At 61.0% G+C, this 20447-nt stretch carries 20 protein-coding genes; 13 read left to right on the top strand and 7 right to left on the bottom strand.

Going from position 1 to position 20447, the window contains the following annotated elements; all coding sequences use genetic code 11:
* Window positions 1-33 precede the first annotated feature (33 nt).
* Together SPHPH_RS0118210 and SPHPH_RS0118205 are read left to right on the top strand one after the other, a co-directional pair.
* Entirely contained in the window at window positions 34-339 is a 306-nt protein-coding gene (locus SPHPH_RS0118210) for a putative quinol monooxygenase (RefSeq protein WP_028967974.1), read from the top strand.
* Between the two features lie 609 nt (window positions 340-948).
* Window positions 949-2118 carry a hypothetical protein gene (locus SPHPH_RS0118205; protein ID WP_156026113.1) on the top strand — a complete coding sequence of 390 codons (1170 nt, stop codon included), beginning with the start codon at window positions 949-951 and terminating at the stop codon, window positions 2116-2118.
* Window positions 2119-2137: 19 nt separating this feature from the next.
* Here the strand turns inward: SPHPH_RS0118205 and SPHPH_RS0118200 are convergent, their stop codons facing one another.
* The 4 genes from SPHPH_RS0118200 to SPHPH_RS0118185 form a co-directional block, all read right to left on the bottom strand.
* Window positions 2138-3187 carry a phospholipase D family protein gene (locus SPHPH_RS0118200; protein WP_028967972.1) on the bottom strand — a complete coding sequence of 350 codons (1050 nt, stop codon included), beginning with the start codon at window positions 3185-3187 and terminating at the stop codon, window positions 2138-2140.
* Between the two features lie 104 nt (window positions 3188-3291).
* Window positions 3292-3912 carry a Shedu anti-phage system protein SduA domain-containing protein gene (locus tag SPHPH_RS0118195; protein ID WP_028967971.1) on the bottom strand — a complete coding sequence of 207 codons (621 nt, stop codon included), beginning with the start codon at window positions 3910-3912 and terminating at the stop codon, window positions 3292-3294.
* The gene (locus SPHPH_RS0118190) at window positions 3909-4262 is read right to left on the bottom strand and encodes a hypothetical protein (protein ID WP_156026111.1); all 354 of its coding nucleotides are present in this window, start codon (window positions 4260-4262) and stop codon (window positions 3909-3911) included. Before SPHPH_RS0118190 ends, SPHPH_RS0118195 begins: the two co-directional genes overlap by 4 nt.
* 66 nt (window positions 4263-4328) lie before the next feature.
* Window positions 4329-4700: a hypothetical protein gene (locus tag SPHPH_RS0118185; protein WP_028967969.1), complete on the bottom strand. Its 372-nt coding sequence runs from the start codon at window positions 4698-4700 to the stop codon at window positions 4329-4331.
* A 108-nt stretch (window positions 4701-4808) separates the two neighbouring features.
* On the opposite strand from SPHPH_RS0118185, the gene SPHPH_RS0118180 reads away from it, so the two are divergent.
* From SPHPH_RS0118180 to SPHPH_RS0118155, 6 genes are all read left to right on the top strand, one after another.
* Window positions 4809-7292 carry a helicase C-terminal domain-containing protein gene (locus SPHPH_RS0118180; RefSeq protein WP_028967968.1) on the top strand — a complete coding sequence of 828 codons (2484 nt, stop codon included), beginning with the start codon at window positions 4809-4811 and terminating at the stop codon, window positions 7290-7292.
* A 509-nt stretch (window positions 7293-7801) separates the two neighbouring features.
* Window positions 7802-8710 (top strand): LysR family transcriptional regulator, encoded by a 909-nt coding sequence (locus SPHPH_RS0118175; RefSeq protein WP_028967967.1) that lies wholly within the window; start codon window positions 7802-7804, stop codon window positions 8708-8710.
* Window positions 8711-8834: 124 nt separating this feature from the next.
* Window positions 8835-9590, top strand: a complete 756-nt coding sequence (locus SPHPH_RS0118170) for a glucose 1-dehydrogenase (RefSeq protein ID WP_238303233.1) — start codon at window positions 8835-8837, stop codon at window positions 9588-9590.
* Between the two features lie 56 nt (window positions 9591-9646).
* Window positions 9647-10627: an aldo/keto reductase gene (locus SPHPH_RS0118165; protein ID WP_028967965.1), complete on the top strand. Its 981-nt coding sequence runs from the start codon at window positions 9647-9649 to the stop codon at window positions 10625-10627.
* 158 nt (window positions 10628-10785) lie between these two features.
* Window positions 10786-11985 (top strand): MFS transporter, encoded by a 1200-nt coding sequence (locus tag SPHPH_RS0118160; RefSeq protein ID WP_051273153.1) that lies wholly within the window; start codon window positions 10786-10788, stop codon window positions 11983-11985.
* A 234-nt stretch (window positions 11986-12219) separates the two neighbouring features.
* Window positions 12220-13227 (top strand): alpha/beta fold hydrolase, encoded by a 1008-nt coding sequence (locus tag SPHPH_RS0118155; protein ID WP_028967963.1) that lies wholly within the window; start codon window positions 12220-12222, stop codon window positions 13225-13227.
* Window positions 13228-13720: 493 nt separating this feature from the next.
* Here the strand turns inward: SPHPH_RS0118155 and SPHPH_RS0118150 are convergent, their stop codons facing one another.
* Entirely contained in the window at window positions 13721-14449 is a 729-nt protein-coding gene (locus SPHPH_RS0118150; protein ID WP_028967962.1) for a helix-turn-helix transcriptional regulator, read from the bottom strand.
* A gap of 86 nt (window positions 14450-14535) precedes the next feature.
* Here SPHPH_RS0118150 and SPHPH_RS0118145 point away from each other — a divergent pair, with 86 nt between their 5' ends.
* Window positions 14536-14934: a VOC family protein gene (locus SPHPH_RS0118145; RefSeq protein WP_028967961.1), complete on the top strand. Its 399-nt coding sequence runs from the start codon at window positions 14536-14538 to the stop codon at window positions 14932-14934.
* Between the two features lie 38 nt (window positions 14935-14972).
* Here SPHPH_RS0118145 and SPHPH_RS20260 read toward each other — a convergent pair whose 3' ends face one another.
* Entirely contained in the window at window positions 14973-15884 is a 912-nt protein-coding gene (locus SPHPH_RS20260) for a LysR family transcriptional regulator (protein ID WP_037488846.1), read from the bottom strand.
* 99 nt (window positions 15885-15983) lie between these two features.
* Here SPHPH_RS20260 and SPHPH_RS0118135 point away from each other — a divergent pair, with 99 nt between their 5' ends.
* Window positions 15984-16979: an alpha/beta hydrolase gene (locus SPHPH_RS0118135; RefSeq protein WP_202900680.1), complete on the top strand. Its 996-nt coding sequence runs from the start codon at window positions 15984-15986 to the stop codon at window positions 16977-16979.
* 118 nt (window positions 16980-17097) lie between these two features.
* Entirely contained in the window at window positions 17098-18186 is a 1089-nt protein-coding gene (locus SPHPH_RS0118130) for an aldo/keto reductase (RefSeq protein WP_028967959.1), read from the top strand.
* A 542-nt stretch (window positions 18187-18728) separates the two neighbouring features.
* On the opposite strand, the gene SPHPH_RS0118125 is transcribed toward SPHPH_RS0118130, so the two are convergent.
* Window positions 18729-19622 (bottom strand): LysR family transcriptional regulator, encoded by an 894-nt coding sequence (locus SPHPH_RS0118125; protein ID WP_028967958.1) that lies wholly within the window; start codon window positions 19620-19622, stop codon window positions 18729-18731.
* 91 nt (window positions 19623-19713) lie between these two features.
* Here SPHPH_RS0118125 and SPHPH_RS0118120 point away from each other — a divergent pair, with 91 nt between their 5' ends.
* Complete coding sequence (locus SPHPH_RS0118120; RefSeq protein WP_028967957.1) at window positions 19714-20112, top strand: (R)-mandelonitrile lyase; 399 nt, start codon at window positions 19714-19716, stop codon at window positions 20110-20112.
* A complete protein-coding gene (locus tag SPHPH_RS0118115; protein WP_028967956.1) occupies window positions 20112-20438 on the top strand; it encodes a carboxymuconolactone decarboxylase family protein in 327 nt (108 codons plus the stop codon). The genes SPHPH_RS0118120 and SPHPH_RS0118115 overlap by 1 nt, the downstream gene beginning before the upstream one ends.
* Window positions 20439-20447 lie beyond the last annotated feature (9 nt).

Below are 20447 nucleotides of genomic sequence, written 5' to 3'. Positions count from 1 at the left end.
GGCCGATGTTCGAACTAAAGAGGAATACAGCCAATGACGAATTCGGTTGATAATCACGTTCGCTGCGTGGCCATCAACGTGGCAAAACCTGGCTGCGAAGAGGCTCTTCGCCAGGCCATCCAGGAGCTGATCCCGAAAACAGAGAAAGAGGCAGGCTTCATACGATACGAGCTGCACCAGGACCTCGACGAGCCGCGGCGTTTTGTGATCCTGGAAGAATGGAGCAACCGTACCAGCTTCGACGCGCACTGTGTCGCGCCACATGTTCGAGACTTCGCAGAACACGCAAAGGACTGGATAGATTCAGGTTTCTTTCACCCGATCGCAACCTTGAACTGATTTTAGCCGCAGGAGCCGCTCGAATGAACTTCGGGACGGCAGGCCGCGATCTAGGTGCGCACGCGGGGCGGTGTCGGGGCATTGCAGGTTTCCGCTGGCGAGTGTCCCACAAACGAAGGACGACTGGATGGCCCTCGCCACTCTGTCAGCTTTCCGCCGCCGGGGTATGGGGTTTCCCGAAATCTGTCCCCAAATCGGTTTTATCGAAATCTCCTCATGGAGATGGAGTTTCGGGAAAGTCAGGATTGCGTGGGGAACCTCGTAGGAGCACCTCCGATTGGCAGTCCCCTGCCGCGCCCTTGGGCGTCGAGATCATCGCCGATGAAGTGACGTCCTCTCCTACGGCAAGTCCCGCCAGCAGCAGCAGTAGGGCTCCACCCAGGACATCGAGGACGACGACATCCCATTCTGACCGGGGCGACCGGCCCGGGAGCTTCGGCTCTCCGGCCTTTTCTCATTCGCGTGCGAAGCGCCAGGCGGCAAACGTGGTATCCCGCTCGCATTATGCCCATCCTCGATCCCATTCACTTCGAAGGCACGATCTCGCTCCGCGATCATGCCGTCCCGATCAGCTTCGACGCCGGCATCGACGACGAGGGCGGGCTGACCTTGAGCCTCGACGACATCCGGCCGGGCCGCGCCGGTGCTCCCTTCCACCCACAAGGCGAGCCGCTCCAGCCACAAGCGACCTGCTCGCTCGAAGGTCGGTCAGCGGATGGCTGGCGGTTCGCCACCGAGGCGCTGTACGTCACCAGCTGGCGCCGCCCGCCCGACGATCGGGTCGAGCTCGGAGCCGACGCAAGCCTCGCCGCGTTCAGCCGTGACGCACCACCCGATCACCAAGATGTTCGGGCCTGGTACGTCCGCAAGCTCGAGACCATTCACGGCATCGAGCGGCAGACGCGGCTCGGACGGCTGGTCTTCACCGGCCATGCCGAGCGCCCGTCACAGGCCCCATCGGCGGTGATCGCCATCCATGCCGGCGCGCAGGAAGTACCGGGCTGGTGGGACGAGAGCGAGCGCTTCCTGACTCATATCTCGCGCGTCCTCTCGTTCGCGTGCGGCGTCTACGTGCTGCCGATCTACGAGCTGTCGGTCCGTCACGGCGTGAAGACCCTGCGAGTCGTGCGGCGAGGCCCCTCCCCTGCCCCCTACATGCCGCCGTTCGACATGCTCTTCATGAACCAGATCTTCGCCCGCGCGGTCGACACTTTCGACGACTGCCCCGCGGCGATTGAGCAGCTCGAGCCCGCTATCCGCTGGATGACGGCCGCCGTCGCCTACGAGGAGTCTCGGCTCATCAACGCGATGAGCGCGCTTGAGAGCATCCTCGCCCGCTCCGACCTTCCCGACCTCTTCATGGACCGGGATGCGTTCCTTGACCTTCGCGGACGGGTGCGTCGTTTTCTCCGCGCGGAGGGCGCGCCATCACGCATGGGCGGCAAGGCCGACGAGCTGAACCGCCGCTCGTTCCGCGACAAGGTCGAGGACCTGATAGCCACCCGCGCGATCGTCACGAGCGATCTGCCGGACGGTTGGCTACGCGCCGTCACCAACGCGCGCAACGTCATCGTCCATACCGGGGTCGCGCCCGACCTGCCCGCTCCCGACGCGCGCCTGCTCGATCATATCGTCTGGGCGCGCGAGATCGTGACGCGCATCGTGCTCGACGCGATCGGCTTCACGGGGCAGTATCAGAGCTGGCTGCACCGGTCCGATTATCTGAGCTTTCCTGGGTGCCGGCCGATGGCCGAGGTCGCAGCGCAAGGCACGGCGTGACGCGGCGGCGCCTGCTGCGTCAGGCGCGCTCGTCAGCCCCGACCTGCTCGATCAAGCGCACGAGGCGCTCGCCGTCCTCGCAGAGCCAGTGGCCCTGCTCCTCGCAATGCGCGAACAGACGCTCCAGCAGCGGCGCATCGGTCGCCAGCATCGCCTCGCGGCCATGCTCGAAGCCGAGCTTCGCCCGCAGACCGCGTGGTCGCTCCGCGAAGACGACCCCACGATCCTCGCCGAGCACGATCTCGTGCGCGCGCTGGTAGAACCAGTAGCTTGCGCGTGCGCGAGGCCGATGAATGCAGATGAACCGGCGCGGCCACGCATCGAGGTCCTGCTCGCTCCAGCCCGTGAACAGGTCACCGACGTTCCAGTTGCTCAGCTTTCGGCGCTCGGCTCGACCGAGCAGCTTCTCGGCACGCAAATCGTCTTGCCGCTGTAGCGCGGTCGCGGCTTCGTCCCGCTCTTCCTCGTCGGCGCGTCCGTTCGTGAAGACGAAGCCGATCCCGCGATAGCGTGACGGATCGGCGGCGACCGTCCGCAGGAGAGACGGCGCGCCCTCGGCGATCGGAAAGGCTCTGCTTATGCTCCACCGCGGCCGCCGGTCCCATGCCTCGGTTGCCTTCGCGAGCGTTGCCGGATCGACAGGCGCGGAGCGCCGCCAGATTCGCTTGAACCACGCGACCGCCTTCGCGTAGCCGCTCGTCTCCGGCACGAGGAGGACACCCGCCTCCACCAGCCCGGCGACATCCCGGAAGCCAATCCCATTGTTCGACGCATTGGCCGAGCAGATGATTGCGCCGCGTCCCGAGATGTAGACTTTGGCGTGCAGACCGACGAGATGCTTCAGACGCCGGTTGGTCGGAGCGCCCATCGCGCGGAGCTCGTCCGGGTTGCTCGATCCCATCGACAGGTCGCAGATGACCCGGGCGTCGCCGGGCACCTCGCCCGCCGGGAAGAGGTGCTCGACCGCACCCGCGCCCCAGAACGCCACGGCGCAACGCAGTTCGGCACCACGAGCGATCTCCGCGATCGCCGCTCCGAGGTTCTTGTCATCAAGGAAAATCGCCGGCACGTCGCCTCCTGTGACCCGTTCCTCGCCGGTACTCGCCCAACGATAACCCTGTAGGTCATAGGGCAGTTGAGGAACCCGGCGCCATGCGCCCGCGAGCCTGACGCTTAGATGTAGGTCTTCATCGTCGTGAGGCTCTCGTCCATCAGACGGACCATGTCGTCATAGGTCATGATCTGCGCGTGGTGCCCGCCGATGGCGACCAGATGGCGACGATGCTCGAAACGCTTACGCTCCATCGGGCCGACGATGCCGGCGTCGCGGCCGGCGATCACCGCATAGGCACTCTTCGCGATCGGACCGCCGAACGTGTTCTCAAGCAGCGTATCGTCAGGCCGGTCGGCCTTTACCCACGCCCAGTCGATCACTTGCCCGAAGCCATGCTCGAGCGGCGACCCCCAATAACGGTACTGCGCCGTGCCGCGCTTGAAGAGGGTGTTCGCCTCCGCGGGCTCGAACTCGATCAGCCCGAACGCGCGAGCGCTGTCGTTGCCGAGCACTAGGTCGGTGCGGAAGATGCCCTTCATCGTCAGTTCGAACTTGATGAGGTCCGGAGCTGGGATGTTAAGCACCGAGCCGAGCAGGCACGCCATCTGCGGACGGGCCTTGATCTCGGCTACAATCGCAGTCTCGCCGACGAAGCCATGTCCGGCGAACCAGCCCTTGAAGCTGGAGAGTTCCGTTTCGGCGGCAGTGAGGTCATAGGCGATCGGGACGAAGTCGCTCATCCCGTCGCGTGCACCTTCGTCCCTTTGCGGGCATAGGATTCGTCAACGATCGTCTGGATCTCGGGATTGTTGTCGGCCCTTCGGCGCCACAGGACGCGCTTGCCCCCCACCCGCGAGACGAAGCCGCCGGTCTCGAGCGGCTTGGTATTCGGGCCCGACAGCCCGACCTCGTTAGCAAAGAAGGCGTTGAAGGTCCCCTTCTCGGCCTTCGTCATCATCGCCAGCTGCGCCACGGCGGTCAGCGACAGGGAGGGAGACAATTTTCCAGCGCTCATCGGATGATCCTCACCGTCGTAAAATAAGCGAAACCGCGCCGGGTGACAACGCCCGTGAACGACTCTGGCTGCCATAGCGGGCAGCTCCCGATCGCAAGCCGTGGCGACCAGCCAAGCTCCCGTGTCGATCTCGAACGGGGATCAATGGCCAATGAGCGTCTGCAGCCGGTCGGTCAGCATGGCGGTAAGAGCTGCTCGCCCCTCCGCGTTGTTGAGGTAGTGGATGTAGCGGAGGTGCCGCAGGTCGAAGGGGATGTCGTCGCCATTCTGCGTGATGAGGATGACCTGGCGTCCCAGCGTGTGCGCGATCCCGGCTTTGTAGAAGACATTGGGATTCCGACCGGAGCAGTCGCAGATCACCACTCGCGAGTGGTCGATCAGCGACACGATATCTTGGATGATCTCCGGGTGCTCCCAAATGTCGTCGGCTCTCCGGCAGCGCAGGCCGACCGCCACCGCCGCGGCTTGGATGCTCTCATAGATCGCGCCGAAGCCAGCATCGAACGGCATCATGGCCGATACGAGGGTCGGCTCGATCCGCTCATGGGGGAGTGGCCTTTTGGGAGGTTCTGGATAGGCTGGGGTGAGCCAAGACGGATATCAAACAGGTGGGGATCACGAATGCTGGATTTTAATGCACTCGGCGGGGGTGGAGGCAACGGCGCACCAGTCCTAGAGCCACGTAAAATCTTTACCACGCTTGTTCGAGATCAACGTTTTCGGTTCCCGTCTGCGAACCAAGGAGAGGTTCTCGACAAATGGTTTGAGCTGAGAGCACGGCGCGATAACACAATCAAGATGAACACTGGTTCTGGCAAGATGCTTGTTGGACTACTGGCGTTGCAGAGCTGTCTTAATGAGGGCGTCGGACCCGCAGTCTATGTGGTTCCCGACAATTACCTCCTTCATCAAGTGGTGACAGAGGCAAGGGATCTGGGGATTAGTGCCACTATCGACGCTGATGATCCAGCGTTCCTGACTGGCCGGGCGATCCTCGTCATAAACATTCACAAGCTTGTCAACGGGAAGACCGTGTTTGGCGTCGGCAGCATAAAAAAGCAGATCGGGTCCATCGTTATAGATGACGCCCATGCTTGCCTGTCGACAATCGACGATCAATTCTCCATAACGCTGCCGGCCGGCCACCCTGTCTTCATCGAGCTCATCCGCATTTTCGAGGATGATCTGAGAGCCCAATCCGAGGTGGGCTTAGTCGAGTTAAAGAATGGCGATCCTCAAGCCTTGATGCTGATCCCGTTCTGGGCTTGGCATCAGAAGCGTGAACAGGTCATTGCGCTGCTCCACTCACAGCGGGAGGAAGACGGCCTTCTCTTCAAATGGCCCCTCCTCAAGGACGTGATCGCCATCTGCCAGTGTGCGATTGGTGGGACAGGATTGGAGATAGCTCCCCGCTGTGTACCCATCGAAAAGATAGCGTCATTCCAGCACGCAAAGCGCCGGATTTATATGACGGCAACACTCGCCGACGATGGTGTGCTCGTTACAAAACTTGATGCCGATCCAGCGATGGTTTCCTCACCTATCAAGCCAAAAGGGGCCGGCGAGATAGGTGATCGCATGATTGTGATCCCACAAGAGATAAACACCGAGATTGTCGAAACAGACATCAAGGCATTGGCACTCGATGTTGCTCGAACGAAGAACGTCACGGTTATTGTGCCTTCGGATAGGCGGGCGGTGTTCTGGTCTGACGTTGCTGGTCAGACCCTAAAAACCGACACGATCGCTGCTGGCGTTGACCGTCTAAAGAGAGGCGAGCATGTAGGAATCACTGTTTTAGTGAACAGGTATGATGGAGTTGATCTTCCTGATGACGCCTGTCGCCTCCTGATTATAGACGGTCTTCCGGAGTTCCTTGGCCTGCTAGATAGAGTTGAGTCCTCGGTTCTTGAAGGCACAGACCTGCAGTTGCTCCGCCAAGTACAAAAGGTCGAACAAGGCATGGGACGTGGTGTGCGGTCATCTGAGGATCGTTGCGCTGTCCTTCTGTTGGGTAATCGGCTGGCGCAAAGGGTCAATCAACCTTCGGCACGAACGATGTTCACCCCCGCGACGCTCGCGCAGCTAGATTTAGGCCGAGAGGTAACGCAGCAGGTCAAGGGCCAGCCAGCCACCGCACTTCGCCCACTTCTAGACTATTGCATCAATGGCAACATCCAATGGTGGCAAGCCGGACGGTCTCGTCTCGCGCATGCCCCCGAAGGCCAAGACAGCATTGTTAGTCGGTCGATAGTTTTACAAAGACAGGCGTTCGATCTTCTTTCAATGTCCCAAAGCAAGCAAGCGGAAGCTAAGCTACAGCAGGCTGTGAACTTTGAGGGTGATCCTTCTATCAAGGGCTACCTGAAACAGCAGCTGGCGGAAGCTATGACGGTCACGGATCCCGCCTCCGCCCAAGCAGTCCTACTATCCGCCGTTTCTGACAATCGTCGCGTAATCAAGCCAATCGCTGGTATAACTCACACCCGCATCATGGCACCCGCTATTCAAGCCGAGGCAAGCCTTTCATTTATTTCGTCGCGTTCGATTAATCTGAACCAGTTGGTCATCCATGCCAACGCCCTTGCAGATGATTTAATATGGGACGAGTATCGAACCGAGCGGTTCGAAGCCTCTATCCGTGAATTAGGATGGCTGATTGGATTTGGATCTCAGAGGCCTGACAATGAGTACAGAGATGGCGGCCCCGATAACCTCTGGGCAGTAGGCGGCCTTCATTTTTATGTAATCGAGTGCAAGTCTGGTGTTAAGAATGACGGCCGCCTTATCTCAAAGGATCACTGCAATCAGCTTCTAGGATCCGTTTCCTGGTTCCTTCGAAATTATGATACAACCTGCACCTACACACCAATCTTGATCGAGCCCGTTAGCAGGTTTCAGCAGGAGGCCTCGCCCTCTGCTGATATGCGGATAATAGACGATGAGAAGCTGAAAGCGCTACGATACGCAATTCGCTCGTTCGGAAGGGCTGTAGCTTCACTCGGCACGTTTAAGGACGTAGCGGGTGTAGCTGCGCTACTCGACGGACATAACTTCACGGCCAAAAAGTTCATTGAGCAATATACAAAGTCTTTCTCTAAGTAGCCTTAGGTTGTGTCGGTCACCCGCTTCGTTGCGACTGACCGGCATCAACGAAGCTTCAAGTCCAAGGTCGATCATATCCACCGCATAATGGTGCGTTTAGGGTATACCCTCAGCGTTCCTACTCTGGCCGGTCCGATTTTGCCGAAAAGGAACGTCAAGATTTTGCGTCAAATTGGCCCGTTGGTCCGCCTAGGGTTCTGACCAAGGAAGACCAAACGACACCCTACCAAACGGCACCGCAGAAGCTCCTTTGAGGCTTGTTTTGTCTCTGCCTCTTGAGCCGCCTCCAGGCGGTGTCAGCGCATCTCCAGTTCACGGCCCACGACCGTCTCACAAACGATGATGTTATGGCGATGGTCCGAAACGACAGATCGTGCTCCGACACGCGCTTTTGCGATAATGCTCGTCTGCGTAGAACGACTTGGGGCCATGGCGTGGGAATGCTGCTAGGCCTAATGACGCGGTGATCCGGCACACTCTGATTTGGACACGTCCCGGAGAGACGATCAATGCAGCTATCTCGTTCGAACACGGCGGACCTCACCTACTTCCTTGCCGTCGCCAGAAGGCGCAGCTTCCGGCGTGCGGCGCTCGACCTCGGGGTGAGCGGGTCTGCGCTCAGCCATTCCCTGAAAGGGTTTGAGGAACGCTTGGGCATACGGCTCCTTCACCGAACAACGCGTAGCGTAACGCTGACGGCCGCGGGCGAGCAGCTGTTCGCTGGAATCGCTGAGCCGATCTCAGCACTGGAACAGGCGCTGGATGACCTGAACCGATTCCGGGATCGGCCCACTGGTCTGATCCGGCTGAACGTGCCACTCGATGCGGCCGCACATCTTCTCACCCCTGTGATCCCAGCCTTCGCGGAACGCTATCCCGACGTTGAGTTGGAGGTCGCTGTGTCGAATCACATGTTGGATGTGATCGACAGCGGCTTCGATGCCGGCATCCGATATGGTGGCACCGTTCCTGAGGATATGATTGCACAGCGTTTATCCGCTGACATCCGATGGGTCGTTGTCGCCAGTCCGTCCTATCTTGAACGCCACGGGATTCCGGAAGTGCCGAGCGATCTGATGCGGCACCAATGCCTGCGCATTCGCAGCGGGACGGGGCACATGTACGAATGGGAGCTGGAGCGGCAGGGGGAAACGCAGACGGTTGCGGTTCCAGGCCGGCTCATCATCGACGAGACAAACTACGCGATCGGGTTGGCCGAGGCGGATCAGGGCCTTTTGTATGGTCCCGAGCCCGCCTTTCGGGCTGCCCTTGCCCGCGGCTCGCTGCGTTTGGTTCTGGAGGATTGGGCGTCTCCCGGTCCAGGCTTTCACATCTATTATTCGAGCAGGCGCCAGCTCCCGGCAGGACTGAGGGCGCTGGTCGACCTCATTCGCGAGCTTCAGCCGCTAGGGCTTTAAGCACGCGGCTTTGTAGAGATTGGTGAGATCTCCTCATATGTTCAACCCGGAATGAGCGGGTAATTGCCGGGCCGCGTGTCGCCTATCTGCTGACTCGAACAGCGATAGAGGTAGGCGAATGGACATGGCGTTCGACGGCAAAGTGGCCTTGGTGACGGGCGGTGCGTCCGGGATCGGGCTTGGAACAGCAAGAGCCTTCGCCCAAGCTGGCGCCGCTGTCGCAATCATTGATCTCGACGCAGAGGCTGCTCGTGATGCGGCTGCTGACCTAGGCATTGGGGACAGGGCGATCGGCATCGCCTGTGACGTGTCGAAGGAAGCGGAGGTGGAGGCGATGATCGCCAAGGTGGTCGATACCTTCGGGCGTCTGGATTTCGCCTTCAACAATGCAGGTATCCACGTGCCGGTCGCGGACACAGCTGACGCTAGCACCGACGACTTTGACCGGCTCATGTCTGTTAATCTACGCGGCACATGGCTCTGCATGAAGCATGAGCTACGCCAGATGCGTGAGCAGGACGGTCCAGCTGCGATCGTGAATTGCTCCTCGCAGAATGGCCTTACCGGCAATCCAGGGCTCGGCGCCTATGTCACGTCCAAGCACGCGGTCATCGGCATGACGCGCGCTGCGGCGCTGGAATATGCGCGCAAAAATATCCGCATCAACGCCGTCTGCCCCGGCGCTTTCGACACTCCGATGGTCGCGACAGCGATGCGGGATCATCCCAAGGAGATGCAGGCCACGGTCGACGGCATCCCCCTCGGTCGGCTCGGCCGGGTCGAGGAGATCGCGTCGGCCGTGTTGTGGCTGTGCAGTCCGGGCGCCGGCATGATGATCGGCGGGATCATCACACCTGACGGTGGCTACACCGCGATCTGATCGGCGCAAGCGCACCAGCGGACACGCGGTGCCTTCGCCAAACAAAGGAACATGAGATGAAGACGCGTTTCCTAGGAAAAGGCGGGCTCCAGGTTTCTGAACTAGGGTTCGGGTGCATGGGGCTGTCCTTCGGATATGGACCCGGCCTTGCGGCACCCGAGGCGATCAGCCTGATGCGTTCGGCGCACGAAGAGGGGATTACCTTCTTCGATACGGCGGAAGCATATGTCGGCAACGAGCAGCTGGTCGGCGAGGCATTGGGCCCCATTCGTGACCAGGTGGTGATCGCCACCAAGTTTGGCTGGAAGGACGGTAGCGCCAAGACCGGAGAACTCGACAGCAGCCCCGATCGGATCCGCTTTGTCGCCGAGCAGTCGCTTCGCCGGCTCAAGACCGACCGGATCGACCTATTCTACCAGCACCGCGTCGACCCGGCGGTTCCCATCGAGGACGTGGCGGGCACCGTCCGCGACCTAATAGCGGAGGGTAAGGTCGGTCATTTTGGCCTATCGGAGGCAAGCGCTAAGACGCTCCGCCGCGCCAATGCGGTGCAGCCGGTTGCGGCGCTCCAGAGCGAATATTCGCTCTTCACCCGAGACGTGGAAGCCGAAATCCTGCCGACGCTGGAAGAGCTCGGTATCGGCTTCGTGCCATTCAGTCCGCTCGGTAAGGGGTTTTTGGGCGGCAAGATCGACGCCAATACCGACTTCGGCGAAGGCGACATCCGCAAGACCCTGCCGCGCTTTCAGGGGGAAGCTCGCGAGGCCAACCAGCGACTGGTCGCCGCTATCCAAAGCCTTGCCGATCGGAAAAGCATCACCCCCGCACAGGTCGCCCTTGGCTGGCTTCTCGACCAGAAGCCTTGGATCGTCCCGATCCCGGGCACGACCAAGCTCCATCGTCTTCAGGAAAATGCCGGCGCTGCTCACGTCGAGCTTACCTCGGCCGAGCGCGGCGAGATCGGAGATGTGCTTGCCAGCATCCCGGTACAGGGTGAGCGCTACACCGAACAGATGATGAAACTGCTCGACCGCTAAGCTGCGTGAGCCGTTGATCCGGCACCGCTCTAGACCTGCCCTTTGCCGCCCTCCCGGCACCACTGCTGCGCTGGGCCCAGCGGTGGTGCTGGCCATGCCGCCGTCGCGTCTGCCGGGGTTCCCCTCGGTGGCCGACCGGATCTTGAAGGAACATCGATATGGCCAGCATCACGGCCACTCCGTGGAGCACACACCCCCGCGTAGATCAGGTCCCCGCCTGGGGTGCAATCTTCGCCATGGCGCTGTGTAGCTTTGTGCTGGTGGCGTCTGAGTTCATGCCCATGAGCCTGCTTACCCCGATTGCCGCTGATCTTCATCTCACCCAAGGTCAGACTGGACAGGCGATATCCGTTTCGGGCCTGTCTGCCATGGCTGCGGCCCTCTTTATCGGGCGGGTTGCCGGCAGTGCCGACCGTCGTAAGGTTCTCCTGCTGATGACCTTGATGCTCATCGTCTCCGGAGCGCTTGTAGCCTTCGCCCCGACCTACCTGATGCTGATGGTCGGCCGGATCGTTCTGGGTGTTGCGATCGGCGGATTCTGGTCGATGTCGGCCGCCGTGGCGATGCACCTTGTCCCTGAGAATGCCGTGCCCAAGGCTCTTGCTGTCATTAACGGCGGACCTGCGTTGGCCACCGTGGTGGGAGCACCTGCCGGCAGTTTCATCGGTGGCCTTATTGGCTGGAGAGGGGCATTCTACTGCGTTGTGCCGCTGGCTGTGGCAGCGACGATATGGCTGGCGATCGCCATGCCACGGCTTCCACAGGAGAAGCGGTCAACTGGTGATCGCATGGCGACGATCCTACGCAACAAGCCAATACTCATTGGTTACATCGCTTGCGCGATGCTCTATATGGGGAATTTCTCGCTCTATACCTACTTGCGTCCCTATCTCGAAGAGATCACGCACCTCGGCACCAACACGATCTCGTTACTTTTGCTGCTGATCGGCGTGGCTGGCTTTGTCGGAACGTCTTTGATCGGCAGAGTCATCGGCACTCGGCTTCGCCTTCTCCTTGCTAGCTTCCCAGCAGCAATGGCCATCTTTGCCGTGGGCCTGACTTTGTTCGGCACATCAACGCCGATTGTCGCGGTGTTGCTTGGTCTTTGGGGGTTATTCGCGACGTCTGCCAACGTCCCATGGTGGACATGGGTCACTCGCGCGATGCCTGAAAGCCCGGAAACGGGCGGGGGCTTTCTCGTGGCTATCGTGCAGTTCGCTATCATGGCAGGCGGCGCAGGAGGAGGTTTGATCTACGACGCGTTCGGCCCCGCAGCCGAGTTTCTAACCTGTGCGGCGGTCCTTGCTGCGGCCGCGATGCTTGCGCTCCTCCGTCCCAGTGACAGGGCGATCGGCTAACTACAGCATTGCCCCGAAAAGGATGATGAGCGGGACAGCATAGGACTGTCAGCACCGCTCCCATTAAGGCTGTCGCTATTGCTTCCGTGCAGCCCGCAGACCGATGACTAACAGGTAAACGACGTGGCCAGCTAGGCCCACCGCCAATCCAAGCCAATACGGGTCTCGAGATTGAGACTGGAAGGCGCCCTGGCTTGAGGCGATCGCTGCCAGTCGAAGATGATTGGAAAAACCATGAAGTTGAAGACGTTCGGATCGTTCATCGCCGGAGGCGAGATCACGACCCGCAAGGGCGGCAGCGCGAACGCGCATGTCCTGCGCAATCACGCCTATGTGGAGTATTTCATTCCCGAGGACCGTGCGCTGAACAAGCCCCCCGTGATCCTGACGCACAACTATTTCGGAGCCAATGCCTGGCTTGGCAACGCCGAGGGCAACGAAGGCTGGGCGCAGTATCTCGTCCGGCGCGGCTTCCCGGTGTTCATCGTCGACCCGCCCGGCACGGGTCGCGCAGGTTTCAACCCGGATGACATCGATCGGGACGCAACCGTCATCGAGGGTGCGTTCCCGGTCGACGAGGGTTTTTGGCCGGGGCAGGACTCCAGCGCCTGGTCGGCATGGAACATGGGACCGGAATGGGGCGTCGCTGGCGACGGTGTGCGCCAGGGCAACCAGATGCCGACGCATAAGGACGCGCGACGTCTACTGCTCTCAACGCTGACACCGAATCTACCCATGCCCCGGGACGTACTCGACGCTACTTTCATTGGCGTGCTGGAAGCGGTGAACCGGATGGAAGGCCCGGCAGTCTTCGTTGGTTGGTCAATGGGTGGCGGCATGGGGCAACGCCTCGCGCTACAACGCCCGGAGCTCTTCCGCGCCCTCGTCCTGCTCGATGGGTACAGCGGAGAACCGCGTTTCCCTGAACCAGACACTTGGTTCGACAACGGGCCGATCAGCGCACACCATGACCTTGCCGCTACATTGGCAGACGCAGGCATCCCGGTCCTCAACATCAACAGCGCGGCAGGGCATCATTCTAACACCGGACACGCGGGCAAGCTTGGCACCACGCTTACTGACCAAGTGACGGAGCATGGTGGCACAGCCACGACGATCTGGCTCCCCGACGTCGGCATCAATGGCAACGGCCACCTAATGTTCTTCGAGAGCAACAGCGACGACATCGCCGCAGTTTTGGCGGACTGGATTGAGGAGGAGGTAAGCCAGTCGCTCGTTTAAACCGCCGACATTTCTCTCTGAGATTTGGATATAACATGAGATTTTGATAAATCAGCTAGGCGTCAATTTCATCATCGCGCTTCATGCGTGATCGTCTCGGCATGGCGGGCACTGTAGGCAGCCCATCGAGCTTATCGCGGCAGCCGGCGATCAAGGTCGGTATCTGAAGGAAGGTCTGCTTCTGGAGTGCGGTCGGCCCCCTGCCCTACCCTTGCTCGGCTTGAACCGCGCCGCTGATCAATTTTGTGCCGGTACGTTTTGGGTATACCCTCCCTGTGCATACTTTGCCCGGTCCGGTTTGCGTCTAAAAGGAACGTCTGAGATTCGACGCGGATTGGCTCGTTGGTCCGCCTAAAGTCCTGGAGGACCATACCGCACCCTACCAAACGGCACCTCAGAAGCTTCATCGAGGTTGAAGATCTGCTTCTTGTCTCCGTCGTATGAGCAGCCGGCACGACGATCGGCCCGTTCCAGTCCACTGCTGGTCTCCGTTCTACAACCGACGGTTCATCGGGGCAGCCTCCCCTTCGTTTCTGGCAAGCTCGGCGGCTCGCCACTCCTCCCACTTGCGAAGCAAATTGCCTTTCGACTTTGGGATGGGCCGACCCAGGGGTTCCGCAGCCAACATCCGATCGGTGCGGAAGTGACGAAATCCCTGGCGCTCCTCGCACCATGCGATCAGGATGCGACTGTCATCCGAATAACCCAACACGATGGGCCAGACCGTTCGCTGGCTCTTCTCGCCATCCTGGGCGCGGTAGAGAAGGCGTAGCTTCGACCATGAGCGGATCGCATTACGGAGCGTTGCCATGTCCACAACCTCCTCTACCGGAACAAGGCCCGGTCGCACGCCGGTACTCGGCGCCATGACAAACGGTCGGAGATGCGCCGGAACAGCCGTCGTGATCTTTGCCAAGACATCGCTCGCGGCAGGGGAAAGAAGTGGATCATCGCGCCCGGCGACCCACTGCGCACCAAGGACGATCGCTTCCAACTCCACCTGAGTGAGCATCAGTGGCGGCATGTCGTAATCAGCCGCCAACAGATACCCAAGGCCTGCTTCGCCCGTGATCGGCACCCGCTGCGCCATGAGTTCGGCCATGTCGCGATACAGCGTCCGCGTGGATACCTCTAGCTCAGCCGCCAAGGCGGCGCCGGTCACGGGCCGCGTCGACCGCCGAAGGAGCTGGATAATTTGAAACAGGCGATCGGTGCGGCGCACCTCCTGGTGACTCCTACTGACACAACGCTGTCAGCAGTGGTGCGGTAAAGGCCTTTCACGCACAAGCCGCCAACAAGGATGTCATAATGAAATTCTCTTCCGTCCGCCTGATTGCCGCCGACATCAAGGCGATGGTTACGTTCTACGAGTTGGTCACCGATCAAACCGCCGAATGGCTCGCGCCTCAGTTTGCAGAGATCGTCACGCCGGCTGCCACACTCGCAATTGGCGGCGCGGAAACTGTGGCGGCCTTCGCAGAGGGCAGCGCGGAGCCCGGATCAAATCGCACGGCCATTCTGGAGTTCATGGTCGAGGACGTAGATGCAGTCTTTGATCGCCTGAACGGTAAAGCCGAACTGGTGCATGAACCCAAGCTACTGCCTTGGGGCAATCGCACCTTTCAGGTCCGTGATCCGGAAGGCTCGGCCGTGAGCATCTTCATGCCGTTCACCGAGGCTGCAAAAGCTCGCTTCAGGTCACGATAGGCGGTAATCCGTCAATGCAATGCCGGGTCTGGCGGCCGTCACCTGGTCAGACCAGATGATGATGTGCAAAAGTTGATGAAGGCTCGAAGCTTCGGCAACACATGCTCGCGGTTCGGGAAGAAGATGAACAATCCGGGGCTCTCGGGCAGGAACGGTTCAAGGCAGGTCGCCAACCGCCCTTCCCCGATCAGGGGGCGGACGGCGTCGCCCGTGATGTAGGTGAGGCCAACACCGGATAGGGCGGCGGACACGCACATCGCCGGTCCGTTGACGATCAACGGTCCATCGACCGCGATCGAGAACGTCCGCTGCTCCTCTGCGTCATCCTCGACAAATCCCCAGCGATGCAACGATCCGTCCATTAGGCGAGCGCGAATACAGGAATGGTGCTGAAGCGCTTCGGGTCGCTCCGGCCTGCCGCGTTCGGCAAAATAGGCCGGCGAGCCGACGACCACCTTTAAACTTGGAGGCGTGAGACGAACGGCAATCATCTCCTGAGCGATCATTTCGCCGATCCGGATGCCGGCGTCGTAACCCTCCGCCACCACGTCCACGAATCTGTCCTCGAAGGTCAACTCCAGCTCAATCTCAGGAAAGGCGTCACCGAAGCCCTTCAGTAACGGCACCAAGGCCGTGTGCGCGACATAGGGCACGCTGAGACGCAGCAGGCCCCGAGGAGTCGCGCCGATCCGCTGCACCGCCTCGACGGCAGCCTGCACATGCGTCACTCCCACCCGCGCCTGCTCCAGGAACATTTCACCTGCCTCGGTCAGCCCGACCGAACGTGTGGTTCTGGTCAGCAGCGGCGCACCGACGCGCTTTTCCAAGCTCTTGATGCTCCAGCTTACAGCTGCGGGGGTGATCCCCAGCTCCTTAGCCGCGGCAGTGAAGCTGCGCCGTTCAGCGACACGCGTGAAAACCAAAACACCGTCAAATAGGTCAGCTCTCATTATAAAGCCTCACTTGAAACGGCTTCAAACATTAGCCGTATTATCAAGTTTGGTGCGGTTCACCACCTCTTCTGCGTATTGCATCAGGGGAGTTCGCCATTGTCGACCATGCTCACACGGCGGGCTTTCGGCATCGGAGCCGGTGCCAGCGCAGCCATTCTCAGCATAGGAAACGCCATGTCACAGACGCTTACGGAGCGCAGCGAGCCAAAGCCACAGAGGGTCAGCTTCCCAAGCGGTGACGGCTTCGTGGTCGGTAACCTGTACCTTCCCGAAGGCCATGATCCCTCGCGTCGCTACCCGGCGGTGGCGGTGGGTGGGTCGCTCACCTCGGTCAAGGAGATGATGGGCGGCCTTTACGCAGGCGAGTTGGCGCGCCGGGGGGTCATTGCGCTGTCGATTGACTACCGCAATTATGGCGAAAGCATTGGCGCTGAGCGGCAGTATGAGGATCAGGCGTCAAAGGCCGAGGACCTGTCGGCTGCTCTCCGGTTTCTCAAGAAGCGCCCTGACGTTTCCGGCACCGGCCTGCTCGGCGTCTGCACCTCGGGCGGAACGATCATGTACGCCGCGGCAAAGGACCCGAACGTCGGTGCCATTGCGGCCACTGCCGGCATGTTCGGCGAACCATCGTTCATGGAAAAGACGATGGGCAAGGAGGTCATCGCTCAGCGTAAGGCCGTCAGCCGCGCTGCGCGGAAGCGGTACGACGAAACCGGTGCCATCGACATCGTGACGGCTTACGATCCCGGCAACAAGCAAGCCGTGAGCGCCAGCGCGAGCGAATATTACATGGATAAGACGCGTGGTGGCGGCGTCCGGCCATGGCGAAACGAGTTCGCCGTGATGGGCTGGGAAAGCTGGCTGGAGTTCGATCCGATCAGCCAGGCGGCTTCCGTCAAAGCCCCTGCGCTCATCATACACTCTGACGGCGCCGCCTTCCCGGATCAGGCGCGCAAGGCTTACGGTGCGCTGGCCGGTCCTAAGGAGTTGCACTGGGCCGAGGGCAAGCATTTCGACTTCTACGACAACGCCGAGACGGTGCGTCAGTCCGCAGATCGGATTGCCGCGCACTTCCGTAAGGCGCTTGCTTGATCGACCCGCCCGGCCCTCGCCGCAACTAGCGGTGAGGGCCGCGCTCTATGCGCCCGATCAGCTTCTCTCGCTTAGCTGATCGAAGGCGTTTCCCGCATCAAACATGAATAGGAATGCCATGGCGCTCGACCACTACGTCACTCTCGGTCGGTCCGGACTTCGGGTCAGTCCCCTCGCACTCGGGACGATGACCTTTGGGGAGGATCTTGGCTGGGGTTCCAGCGTGGAGGACTCGACGGCCATCCTGGACCGCTACGTCGACCTCGGCGGCAACTTCATCGACACCGCCAACATCTACACCAAGGGGCATTCGGAGAAGATCATCGGCGACCACATCGCCCATGATCGCGAAAAGCGCGACCGTCTCGTCATAGCGACCAAATTCAGCGGCAACCTATACCCGGGGGATCCCAACGGCGGTGGTTCGAGCCGCAAGTCGATCGTCGCTGCTTGCGAGCAGAGCCTGCGTCGCCTCCAGACGGACTACATCGATCTCTACTGGCTGCATAATTGGGACGTGAACACGCCGATCGAGGAAACGATGGCGGCGCTGCACTCGCTCGTCGAGGCAGGAAAGGTTCGCTACGTCGGCGTCTCCGACACACCGGCCTGGAAGGCTGCGCAAGGGCAACTGATTGCCCAATTCCGCGGTTGGGCGCCGTTCATCGCGACCCAGATCGAATACTCCCTGGCCGAGCGTACGGTGGAGGGGGAGTTGATCCCGATGGCCCAAGAGCTGGGCATGGGCGTCGTTCCCTGGTCGCCACTCGCGGGCGGGCAACTGAGCGGTAAATACACGCGCACCAACAAAGGGCAGGCGACGGAGGGTCGGGCTGCCAAGAGCGGCCCCGGCATGACCGAAAAGCTCTTCGACATCGTCGACGAACTCGGGCGTCTCGCCGACGCGCACGGTGCTTCGGTCGCCCGGGTCGCCCTAGCTTGGGTCATGTCGCGGCCCCACGTCGCGTCGACCATCATGGGCGCTCGAACCATGGTGCAACTCGAGGACAATGTCCGTGCGTTCGATATCGACCTGACGGCCGACCAGATCGGCAAGCTGGACGAACTGTCGGAGCCCGAGCTGCCGTTTCCGCTCGCCCTGTGCGATCAGGCATTCCCCGATGTGCATCAGGCCGGCGCCACGGTGAACGGGAAGGCTTCGCAACTTCACGCGATCTCGCCTCAGCATCGCGGCGACCACTACTGACATCGCGTGAACGGAAGTTCCCCAAACACGAACGGTAATGGGGATACCGCCGCGCCTACCACGCTGACGGCCGCCTGCGGAGTCCGCTTTCCCAGGACCTCTCCCAATTGCTCTTTCTCGAAATCGCCCTTTGAGGATGGAGAAACGGGAATGAGCGCGCTGAACGGACGGCTTCTTTCGGGGATGCGGATCACCCGCTCGAGCCTCCCGGTTTGGACGGAAGCGGACAGTCCGCATCTGAGGTGGCGTCGACCTCCCCTACCCTACCCCGGCACGGATGAAATCCCGCCATTGATCGATTTTATGCCGGTGCGCTTAGAGTATGTCCGGCCGAACCGTACGTGGGGCAATTAGGTTCTGCGTTCGGCAATTCGGCCAATGCTGCTCCGCCGAGTGAGCTTCGAGGTCTCAGTCTCCGGATCGAAACGAAGGGCGGCAATGCCGTGACCACCTTCGCAAAGATCGCGGCCGGATGGGCATGAGGTGAGCGGTGGCAGTCGGCGGAGCCTTATCTCGCCGCTCCGTAGGTGGGGTGATTTATATCACACCCGATAGCGCAAAAGGTCCACCAGAAGCGCAAAGGCCGCCGATGGCTGCCTACGACTAGGATAATAGAGGTGATAACCAGGAAACGGCTGAGACCATTCTTGCAACACCTGTACGAGCCGACCATCCTTCAGGTGATCGGCGACGGTGTCCTCCATCACGTAGCCCAGTCCCAACCCGGCCATGGCGGAGCGGGTGATAAGCGCGATGTTGTTGCAGGTCAGCTGGCCGTCGACCCGAACGCGAACCTCTCGATCGTCCTTCTCGAGTTCCCAGGCATACAGCCCGCCTGCCGTCGACAGGCGAAGATTGATGCAGTTGTGGCGTGGTAGGTCCTGCGGCGTGAGCGGAGCGGGATTGCGTGCTAAATATTCGGGAGACGCGATCACAGCCATGCGCAGATCAGGCCCGATGCGCGTCGCGATCATGTCTTTGGCAACTGACTCGCCCAGCCTGACTCCGGCGTCGAACCGATCGGTTACGATGTCTGCCAGGCCCGAGTTGATGCTCAGCTCGACATGGATATCCGGGTAGTCGGGAAGAAAACGCTCGATAATCGGCCAGAGCACGGTGTTGGCAGCGTGCTCGGACGTGGTGATCCGGATCGTTCCAGCAGGCTTGTCCCGCAGATCCGTTAGCGACGCGAGTTCTGCCCCGATGTTGTCGAATGCTGGTCCGAGCGTGGCGAGGAGGCGATCGCCCGCCGCTGTGGGCGCTACGCTGCGCGTTGTTCGTGTCAGCAGGCGCACGCCGAGACGTGTTTCGAGCCGTCGAACCGTATGGCTCAACGCGGATTGTGAGGTGCCGAGCTTCGCAGCCGCCTTGGTGAAGCTCTGCTCCTCCGCGACGGCCATGAAGGCGTTGAGGTCTACAAGATCTTCGCGCTGCATTCATGAACCATAAGGATAAGTCCATGCCGTTTCTAGCGCCTAATCGCTGGTCGCGGTCGCGCTTACATGTTTGATCAGATTGGAGATCGGCATGGACATCAAGCGCAGTGGGTCACAGCCCTCGGGCAAAGGCCCGGAGGACTACTTTACCGGCACCGTCCGCACCGACGCGCCCTTCAAGGGTAGCGGGGCGCTTAGCGGCGCAACGGTCACCTTCGAGCCTGGTGCGCGCACTGCATGGCACACTCACCCGCTTGGTCAGACGATCATTATTACGTTTGGCCTAGGCCGCGTTCAACGCGACGGTGGCCCGGTTGAGGAGGTGCGTCCGGGGGACGTCGTCTTCTTCGCACCGGGCGAGAAGCATTGGCATGGTGCTGCACCCGAGAACGCCATGAGCCATATCGCGATAGCCGAGATGCAGGACGGCAAGGCAGTCGACTGGATGGAGAAGGTCTCCGACGCCGATTATACGGGCAGCGCACGCTGATGGTCGAGGAGCAGAGCGCCGCGCAGAAAGCCTATGGCGACGTGTCGCCGGGCTTGGCCGACTTGAGCGATCGTGTCCTTTTTGGCGAGGTGTGGGAACGGCCAGGATTGTCAAAGCGCGACCGCAGCCTGGTCACTGTCACCGCGTTGATCGCGACCTACCGCCACAACGAGCTGCCCGGTCACCTCGCGCGCGCGCTGGCCAACGGTGTGACCCGTGACGAGCTGGTCGAGGCGGTCACCCACCTCGCCTTCTACGCCGGCTGGCCAGTCGCCAACTCGGCTATTCCCATTCTTCGTAAGGCGTTCGCGGACGCGGACGCCTGATCTCGCGCC

This window comes from Sphingomonas phyllosphaerae FA2 (assembly GCF_000427645.1).
Classification (GTDB): Bacteria; Pseudomonadota; Alphaproteobacteria; order Sphingomonadales; family Sphingomonadaceae; genus Sphingomonas; species Sphingomonas phyllosphaerae.
This window is presented reverse-complemented; position numbering and strand designations above follow the sequence as displayed.